We start from the raw sequence: 8,927 nt of genomic DNA, 5'->3' as shown, positions 1-8,927 counted from the left end.
CATAAACATACTTTATTTTCATACTCGATAGACTGCGAATTAGTATTAGAAACGATTCCCCTGTCATTGCGAGGGCTTTAGCCCGTGGCAATCTATCCATTTTACATTTAAAAGCTCGTATTCATAATTGGTAAGATCCTCACGTCGCTCCTCATGATGACAGTGTGTATTATTGGAAGAATTGATGACTTGGGAAAGTGACTGTGTCACCCCGCAATGATAATGCGTATTATTGGAAGGATTGATGACTTGGAAAAGTGACTGTGTCACTCAGGATGACAATTCGGGAAAATATAACTTATTAACTGAATAATTTAAGAAAGGGGGAAATATTCTTCGTTACTATGATTATTACTTTGTAGACCATGGTATTTTAGATCCTCCCCCCGTCTTCTCTACTTTAGGTTTGACTGTGAACACTCAGTACTGAGAAATGCTCTATATCAGAACTTTTTCAGATCAACTAGTAACTATTGAATTTGTATATTTCTCTAACAAGGCCAACTTTAGATTTTACCCCGAAAAGTCTGAATAGATATGCCAATCTTCGTTTAACATAACCCACTGAATATCCCGTTTTCTCTGCCATCTCGGTATTGGTTTTTTCCTGGATAACGAAATCAATGAGTGTTTTGTCAAGATCATCGATTGTCATAAGCATACGTTGACTCATAATGTTTTCCCCTTTTCTTTAACATCCAGCTACGTATATGGTAAGGTGATAAATATTGTCTAGCAGAGGTTTTTACATTAGTTAAGATTTTTTATATTCTGATTACCGATTAGTATGACATTTTTTCCGTATTTAGTTTCTAACTTATCCCAGACTTTAGCTAAATTTTGCTGTTTTACCTGATTATGTAGCGAATCAAATAAGGAAAGTTGCGAATGATGTTCTTCTGTCAGATTTTCCAGGACTACGCCTGAGCTTCTATAAATTATATTAGGGTTAAAAATATCACAAAAAACTTTGTTGATAGATTCAAAAATCTCGAATTCCCAATTTGTCGGATGGACTAAAACGTGTTTTGAAGAATAAACTTTGAAGTCTTTTGTTCTTAGCATAATTCCTATTGTTTGAGTTTTTTGTCTTAATTTTCTTAATTTAGTACAGGCCCTATGAGCATGATAATAAATAGAATCTTTAATATATTGTTCATTTGAAGTAAATTTCCCAAAAGAACTGGTTTTTTGTATAGATTTAGGTAAGGTAACCTCGTTATTAATTGCATAAACTCTTTTTCCTGTCAGTTCAAGTTTTAATTCAAGTCCTCTTTTCCCCAGAATTTTATCTGCAAAGTTGTCACCTTGAATAATAAACTCATACGCAGTGTAAAGGCCAAATTTATTTAAAAGAGAAACTGTATTTGCTCCCATTCCCCAGATATCGATTAAATCAGTTTTTATAAGCTCATTATCTATATCCTGAAAACTTATTTCATAGATTCCATTTAATTTTTTAGCTCTTCTGGTCGCCAGCTTTGCAAGAGTCTTAGTTGAGCTTACTCCCACAGATACGGAAATTCCAACATTATTTTTTACTGCATTTCTAATACTTAATGCTATCTCCAAATATGATTTCCTATAGAGTTTATCTAATCCTGTAAGGTCAATAAATGCTTCATCAATAGAATAGACCTCAACAGTGGGACTAAAATCTTTTAAAACTCTTATTATCCTTGCTGAAATTTCTTCATATAAATCGTGTTTTCCTACAATATAATGTACTTGCGGAAATATTTTTTTTGCCTGAAAAACTGGCATGGCCATTTTTACACCAAGTTCTTTTGCTTCCCTTGATCGAGCTATAACACAACCGTTATTGTTACTCATAACGCAGACAGGTTGATTTAATAAGGCTGGATTTATTAATTGTTCACAAGATGCAAAGAAAGAATCACAATCAACGAGAGCGATTGCTTTCAAAGTAGAAGTATTCATTGAATAACTCCTTTTAAAAAATAATAAAGCTTGTTTACAGCTGGGTAAAGTTGTATTTATTTAGAATTTTAATTTTCTAACAATACCGGTTACAATGCCGAATATCTGTAATTCCTGTTGTGCTTTTATGACCGGGTAAGCTTGATTTGCAGGTTCTAATGTGATGTCTCCTTTCTCTTTCCAATAAAATTTTATGGTAAACTCTCCATCAACCATTGCTACAACGATATCACCATTTTGAGGTTCACGACCTTTTTCCACAATTGCGATATCATTTTCAAGAATACCGGCATCAATCATGGAATCTCCAACAACGCGTACAGAGAAAGTTGATGCAGGCTTTTGAATGAGGAGATTATCAAAAGACAATCTTTCAATAAGGCAGTCTTCGACAGCAGTGGGAAACCCTGCTCTTACGCCTGATTCAAAATAAGAAATTCCAAAAAGTTCTTGCGATAGTAGGAAATGGTTATTATAAGTTGTCAAACAACCATGATCTAAGAGTTTTTTGAAATACTGCCAGATAGAATTCTTAGACTTATATCCAAGATCCTTGCAGATTTGTTCAAAACTCGGAAGAGGCTTATTTCCATAGGTCTCTTTGAGTTTATTTAAAAAATTTTTTTGTTTGCGAGTAATCATATTTTTATTTTATGAACAATTGTTCATAATTGCAATATGTTTTAAAAAAATATTTACAATATGAAAAAACTTTATAAAACAAACTTCCATATTTTGATACAGCTTCTCAATATATTGAGTTGTTGTCATTTAAGATAATACAATTTAATATTAAACTAACGATTAGATATGATGCTGGATTGGTAATGTTTGAATTTATACTTTTTTTAACCTCGTTTTTTATTGTTTTGGCCTCATCCTATCTTTTAACCAGTGTTTTAAGAGTTAAAAGTTTTTTAAATTCGATAATATTTCTTGCTTTAATAAGTGTTTCTCAACTTATAATTAGTGTTGAGATTTTATCGTTAGTTAAATTAATCAATAAAACAGGGTTATTGGGGGTTAATTTTATTATATTAATTGTCTCTTGGTTGATATGGAGTTGGAATGGTCGACCAAAACAGGATTTTGAAGAAATTAAAAATATAAAGATAAAAATATGGCAGGCATTAATTCGAGATAAAATTTTACTTATTTTATCTTGTGGTTTTATTTTTTCAAGTTTAATAAATTTATTTCTTCTGGTATCAGCTCCCACTTGTTTAGGAGATTGTCTGGCATATCATTTAGCAAGGGTTGGAGTCTGGATTCAGAACCAAACTCTTATTCACTATGAAACGACTTGTGTAAGGCAGGTTATCTTTCCTATAAATTCTGACATTTTACTTTTATGGCCGATGATATTTACAAAGAAGGATTATTTGGCCGGATTTTCTCAATATTTTGCATATTGGGGAAATTTAGTAGTCTTATTTGCTTTATTAACTCATTTAAAGCTATCTATAAGAAGGGTTTTATGGACATTATTTATATTTGCTTCATTACCCGTTGTTATTTTACAGTCTTCGAGCACTCAGAATGATTTGGTGCTTGGTTTTTTCCTGTTTAGTTCATTATATTTATTTATAAAACAAGAAAATAAAACGTTAATTTTCTCTGCTATAGCATTGAGTATAGCTTTAGGGATTAAAAGTTCTGTATTCTTTTTCTTGCCTGCAATTGGCTTGGTATATTTATTAATTTCCATTAAAAATAAAGGCAGATATTTCTATAAACCTTTACTTATCTATGTTTCTATACTTATTCCTGCTTTTATAATACTTAGTTCTTTTAGTTATGTTCTTAATTATGTAAATTTTGGCAATCCAATGGGAATTCAGTCATATGTTCAAGAACATGCACAGAATAGCGTGACTTATAAATTTTTTGTTGCTAATTTAATCAGATATTTATTCTCATTTATTGATTTAACCGGATTTGAGGTGACTCATAATCTAAATTTCATCTTTTTATTCTTAAAAGCAGCATTATTCTCCTTTTTTGGAATTAAGGAAGAATATGGAGTAATAGGAACTGAATTAATAACTATAAATACTTTACCGAGTGAAATGTTCGCATTATTTGGGATAATTGGTTTTCTTGTATTTTTACCTTTGATTTTCAGGTATGGATTAATAAGAGTTCTTCATTCTAAAAATAGAACTTTTATAATTGGCCTTACAGGGTTAATTACAGTTATATTTTTGCTGACTATTTCAGCTTTATTAGGCTATAAAGTCTGGAATTTAAGGTATTTAGTAACTGCTATAGTGCTCAGTTCACCTATTTTTGCTTTAAGTTATACAAGGAAAAGAAATTTATTTAAAATTTTAATCTGTTTAATAGCATTATTCAGTTATTTTAAAGTTTCCACCTGTAATTATTTAAGGCCCATAATTCCGACACAGGAAGGCAGAAGTATATTTACCAGTTCAAAAAATGAGTTAAAGTGTTTCTTTGATAATGGCGCGCAATTTTGTCCTGCACTGAGTTATATCAAATTAAATGCACCTGATAACACTAAAATAGGGATTATATTTTCAGAATATGATTTATATTATCCGTTTTTTGAGGAAAATCCCACGTGGAGAATCTCCCAATTAAATTATCAAGACCTAATAAGACGCAAAAACTTTAATGCCTATGATTTTTTGGTCATATCAGGAAAAGAGCAAAGTATTTATGAATATAATAAAGAAAAAATGAGTATAAAAAGCATTGATTTCAGTAAAATTCCAGATAATTTTGAACTTGTTAATCTAAATTATTCACAGAAAAAACCTGCATATTATGTCTACAAAAAAGTTCATGATTAATTATTAATCACAATATTTTTTGCCTGTAAGCTTTTCAGGCAGAAAATCCTGCTTAGCTTTTGGATTTTCGTGAGTGTAAACATAATCACTGCCAAAACCATATTTTGAAGCGTCTTTATAATGGCTGTCTTTTAGGTGATCGGGTGGTGGGTAACTTTCACCTTTAATCTCAATATCATGAAGAGCCATATCTATGGCTTTTATAGCCTCATTTGACTTAGGAGCTTTTGCTACGTATATTGTTGCTTGCGCTAAAGGAATTCTCCCCTCTGGAAAACCAAGAAGCTCAACAGCTTTAAATGCATCCAGGGCAATATTAAGCGCCATAGGGTCAGCATTGCCAACGTCTTCACTGGCGGTTACTATTAATCTTCTTGCAATAAACCTGGGATCTTCTCCACTAGAAATCATTTTAGCTAACCAATAAATAGCTGCATCAGGATCAGAGCCTCTTAAACTTTTCTGGAAAGCTGAAGCGTGATCATAATGCTCTTGCAGACCATACTTTACATAGCGTTTTTGTATTAATTCTTCAATTAAATCCAAAGTTAATATTCTTATATTATCTCTAATAGGGCAAGCAAAATATGAAGTTTCAACCAGATTTAGTGCAATTCTTGCGTCTCCCTGAGAATGCTTAACAATAAACTCTCCTATTTTTGGATCAATATTTATTTTTCCATACTTATCTATAAGATATTTATAACCTTTTCGGGTAATTTTTAGCAGGTTTTCATCATCAATCGGTCTTAATAACAGTACCTGAACTCTTGAAATCATAGCCGGCACTACTTGAAAAGAAGGATTTTCAGTGGTTGATCCTATAAGATATATAGTTCCGTTTTCAAGATGAGGTAAAAGCGCATCCTGTTGGGTTTTAGTGTATCTATGAATTTCATCGATAAAGACAATAGTTTTTCTGCTGGAAGTTCTTAATTCCTGCTTAGCAGTCTCCACAGTTTCTCTTATGTCTTTTATACCGGAATTGACAGCGCTGAGTTCAATAAACAGGCTATCAGTTTCTTTTGCTATAAGTCTTGCTAAAGTGGTTTTGCCACAACCGGGAGGTCCCCATAATATTAAAGAAAATAACCTTCCTGACTTTAACAAATTCCATACAGCTGAATTTTCTTTAATTATATTATTTTGTCCTAAAAATTCCGCTAATGATTTTGGTCTTAATATTTCAGCAAGAGGAATTTGTCGGTTTTGTTCTTCTAATATATCGAATAAGCTCATATTTAAAACTCATAATAATTAACCAGAATTACTAAATTGATAAAATGCTATAATCTCCCGAACTGTCATCCTGAGGTGCCAGAGGCACTTTTCTTAGTCATCAATCCCTCCAATAATACCTACTGTCATCCTGAGGAGCGTAGCGACGTGAGGATCTTTCCAGTTTTGAATAATAGCTTGTAAATGGATAGATTGCCACAGATTCCTTCGGAATCTTCGCAATGACAGAGATTACTTCTAACATATTATTTGCAAATCTTACCACTAGATTAATAATTCACAAAATTAATTAGCAACCCAAATTAGTAATAATATTTATTATATCTAAATAACAGAAATATCTCCAAATTCATAATTAAAATTCATAGCTATTCTATGTAAAATCTAGTATTATAAAATTAATTTTTAATTTAACTAATGATAGGTACAATAAGATGGACAATGAAACTAGGGTTTCTAATATAAATATAGAAGCATATAGTCTTTTTGATGTCACGTGCGCAGAATTGATAGCCACTGCTCTTGAAAATGTTGGCTTACTAAGACTTGATACACTTATTAATGGTAAGAATGCTGCAGAGTTTTGTAAGTCTTTTCAAAGTAAAAGAGAGAATTTTAAGGAAGCAACAAAATTAGGTAATTTACTGGTTAAATATAAAATAATCACTCAGAATCAGTTGCATGAAGCTCTGAATTATCAGAGAAAGAATCCTGAAGTTAAGTTAGGTACAATCCTTATGAAATTCAAATTCTGCTCTTTTGCTGATATAGAAAAATTTCTCTATATGCAGGTTCAAATACGTGATGATTTACAGGAAATTGATGATCTTGTCGTTAAAATGGCTACTATTAGAAAAAGATTATTACAGCCTTTGAGTCCTTCAAAATAATAAGGAGCTGCTAAGCAGCTCCTTATTATTTATTATTATTATTTTTTGCTTGCAATCATTTCTTCGAGTTCTTGAGGATTAAGAGTTCCAGAGGCCTTTACTTTATCAAGGTCACGCTCATTTGCAAGATCTTGACCTGCAACTATGACATCTTTTCCTTCTGATATTGAATGCATTTTAACTACCATTTATTTGGGTACCTCTTGTCATGTTTTTTCAATAATTCCCCTGCCCGTCTAAAAAGCTGTTTTGTTAAAAATAGGAACTTGATGGGAGATAGGATTTTTATATCCGTGTACTAATTAAATCAACTGTCTAGTTTTGACACTCATTTACTGACTAATTTTAAACCGTCAGGAAAGAAATTATCCTGAAAATATTAGGTTGTGGGGAATAAGAAGAATATGGCAAAAGTACACGTAAAATATCAGAGAAATCTTCAACATGAAGTCAAAATGAATGGTCATACCTTAATTATGGATGAGCCTAAAGATGTAGGCGGTAATGATAAAGGTCCAGGTCCTTATGAAACAATGATGGCAGCTCTTGGGGCATGTACATCCATGACAATGTTAATGTATGCAAGGAAAAAGGGCTGGGATCTTGAAGACGTAGAAATAGATTTAACTCATGAAAAAATTCACGCTGAAGATTGTGAAACCTGCGAAACAAAAACAGGCAGACTAGATAAAATAACCAGAGATATCAGAATTCGGGGTAATCTTAATGAAGAGCAGAAAAATCGTCTTCTTGAAATAGCAGAAAGATGCCCTGTACATAGAACTCTAACAAGTGAAAACCTGATTATAGACCATATAGAATTGGTACCATAAAATGCTTGAAAAATTTGAAAAGTATGAACTTAGAAACTTCTACAAGCAAATGGTATTGCTTCGTGAATTTGAGCAGGTTGCTGCTGAAATGTATTTAAGAGGAAAAATATCAGGATTTACTCACTTATATATTGGGCAGGAAGCAATTGGAGTAGGAGCAATATCTGCTTTATTTGATAAAGATTATGTTGTAAGTGCTTACCGAGAGCATGGGCATGCCATTGCAAAAGGGATGACTCCAAAATCAGTTATGGCAGAATTATTTGGTAAAGAAACTGGATGTTCTCACGGACTTGGTGGTTCAATGCATATATTTGATATTGAAAAAAGATTCATGGGTGGTTATGCCATCGTAGGAGGCGGAATTCCAATAGCAGTCGGGCTTGGTTTGGCAATAAATTATAAAAAAGAAGATGCTATTTGCGTCTGTTTCTTTGGTGATGGCGCAGTTAATCAAGGCGCTTTTCACGAAAGTTTAAACCTTGCAAAACTCTGGAATTTGCCAGTTTTATTCATCTGTGAAAATAATTTATATGCAATGGGAACAGGTGTAGTTAGAGCTTCTTCAGTTGTGGATATTGCAAAAAGAGCACAGGCGTATGATATTCCAGGCGAATCTGTAGATGGCATGGATATTCTGAAAGTTCATGACGCAGTTAAAAATGCAGCTAAATGGGTTAGAAAAGGAGCAGGTCCTTATTTTATAGAGACAAAAACCTATAGATTCAGGGCTCATTCTATGGCTGATCCAGGTAAATACAGAACCATCCTTGAGGAAGAAATTTGGAAAGAAAGAGATCCAATTGATACTTTTGCTAAACGGTTAGTTGAGTCAGGCTTGTTTGATTCTTATGAATTGAGCGAAATTAAGGAAGAAGTATTAAAAGAAGTAGATAATGCTGTAAGGTTTGCTGATGAAAGTCCAAATCCAAAGCCCGAAATGCTGTGTAAATATGTTTATGCAGAAAAGTAAGGGTTATAGTTTTTGTACCAGAACACTACCAGCAAGATAATTTTGAGATAAGTATCTTAGTTTTTGATCAATCTACTAGTTTTTAAGGAGTAAAGAGAAAATAATGGCAGAGTTAACATATAGAGAAGCATTAAACCTGGCATTAAGAGAAGAAATGAGGAGAGATCCCAGAGTCTTTATCATAGGTGAAGAGGTGGCTTTTTATCAGGGAACTTATAAAGTCACCCAGAACTTG

The 8,927-nt window shown here is 32.5% G+C and carries 8 protein-coding genes; 4 read left to right on the top strand and 4 right to left on the bottom strand.

The features are described from left to right. Nucleotides 1-463: 463 nt before the first annotated feature. The 3 genes from A2255_10490 to A2255_10480 all read right to left on the bottom strand — a co-directional run bounded on the left by A2255_10490 (nt 464) and on the right by A2255_10480 (nt 2,583). Nucleotides 464-673, bottom strand: coding sequence for a hypothetical protein (locus tag A2255_10490; protein ID OGI20330.1), 210 nt, complete (start codon nt 671-673; stop codon nt 464-466). A 77-nt stretch (nt 674-750) separates the two neighbouring features. After that, nucleotides 751-1,941: a hypothetical protein gene (locus A2255_10485; GenBank protein ID OGI20329.1), complete on the bottom strand. Its 1,191-nt coding sequence runs from the start codon at nt 1,939-1,941 to the stop codon at nt 751-753. Nucleotides 1,942-2,001: 60 nt separating this feature from the next. Continuing rightward, a complete protein-coding gene (locus A2255_10480; protein OGI20328.1) occupies nt 2,002-2,583 on the bottom strand; it encodes a hypothetical protein in 582 nt (193 codons plus the stop codon). Nucleotides 2,584-2,768: 185 nt separating this feature from the next. Between A2255_10480 and A2255_10475 the strand changes: the two genes are divergently transcribed. Continuing rightward, nucleotides 2,769-4,757, top strand: a complete 1,989-nt coding sequence (locus A2255_10475) for a hypothetical protein (GenBank protein ID OGI20327.1) — start codon at nt 2,769-2,771, stop codon at nt 4,755-4,757. A 3-nt stretch (nt 4,758-4,760) separates the two neighbouring features. On the opposite strand, the gene A2255_10470 is transcribed toward A2255_10475, so the two are convergent. Beyond that, the gene (locus A2255_10470; GenBank protein ID OGI20326.1) at nt 4,761-5,996 is read right to left on the bottom strand and encodes a hypothetical protein; all 1,236 of its coding nucleotides are present in this window, start codon (nt 5,994-5,996) and stop codon (nt 4,761-4,763) included. Nucleotides 5,997-6,430: 434 nt separating this feature from the next. Here A2255_10470 and A2255_10465 point away from each other — a divergent pair, with 434 nt between their 5' ends. From A2255_10465 to A2255_10455, 3 genes are all read left to right on the top strand, one after another. Next, nucleotides 6,431-6,886, top strand: a complete 456-nt coding sequence (locus A2255_10465; GenBank protein OGI20325.1) for a hypothetical protein — start codon at nt 6,431-6,433, stop codon at nt 6,884-6,886. A gap of 404 nt (nt 6,887-7,290) precedes the next feature. Next, nucleotides 7,291-7,719, top strand: coding sequence for a hypothetical protein (locus A2255_10460; protein OGI20324.1), 429 nt, complete (start codon nt 7,291-7,293; stop codon nt 7,717-7,719). 1 nt (nt 7,720) lies between these two features. Beyond that, nucleotides 7,721-8,692 carry a pyruvate dehydrogenase (acetyl-transferring) E1 component subunit alpha gene (locus A2255_10455; GenBank protein OGI20323.1) on the top strand — a complete coding sequence of 324 codons (972 nt, stop codon included), beginning with the start codon at nt 7,721-7,723 and terminating at the stop codon, nt 8,690-8,692. The last annotated feature ends 235 nt before the right edge of the window (nt 8,693-8,927 follow it).

Source organism: Candidatus Melainabacteria bacterium RIFOXYA2_FULL_32_9, from assembly GCA_001784615.1.
Taxonomy (GTDB): domain Bacteria; phylum Cyanobacteriota; class Vampirovibrionia; order Gastranaerophilales; family UBA9579; genus UBA9579.
The sequence above is the reverse complement of the archived record's forward strand: the minus strand, read 5'-3'. Positions and strand labels throughout refer to the sequence as shown.

Coding starts and splice junctions, on each gene's coding strand:
- A2255_10485 (OGI20329.1), bottom strand. CDS start 1,941: ATGAATACTTCTACTTTGAAAGCAATCGCTCTCGTTGATTGTGATTCT.
- A2255_10465 (OGI20325.1), top strand. CDS start 6,431: ATGGACAATGAAACTAGGGTTTCTAATATAAATATAGAAGCATATAGT.
- A2255_10490 (OGI20330.1), bottom strand. CDS start 673: ATGAGTCAACGTATGCTTATGACAATCGATGATCTTGACAAAACACTC.
- A2255_10455 (OGI20323.1), top strand. CDS start 7,721: ATGCTTGAAAAATTTGAAAAGTATGAACTTAGAAACTTCTACAAGCAA.
- A2255_10460 (OGI20324.1), top strand. CDS start 7,291: ATGGCAAAAGTACACGTAAAATATCAGAGAAATCTTCAACATGAAGTC.
- A2255_10480 (OGI20328.1), bottom strand. CDS start 2,583: ATGATTACTCGCAAACAAAAAAATTTTTTAAATAAACTCAAAGAGACC.
- A2255_10470 (OGI20326.1), bottom strand. CDS start 5,996: ATGAGCTTATTCGATATATTAGAAGAACAAAACCGACAAATTCCTCTT.
- A2255_10475 (OGI20327.1), top strand. CDS start 2,769: ATGTTTGAATTTATACTTTTTTTAACCTCGTTTTTTATTGTTTTGGCC.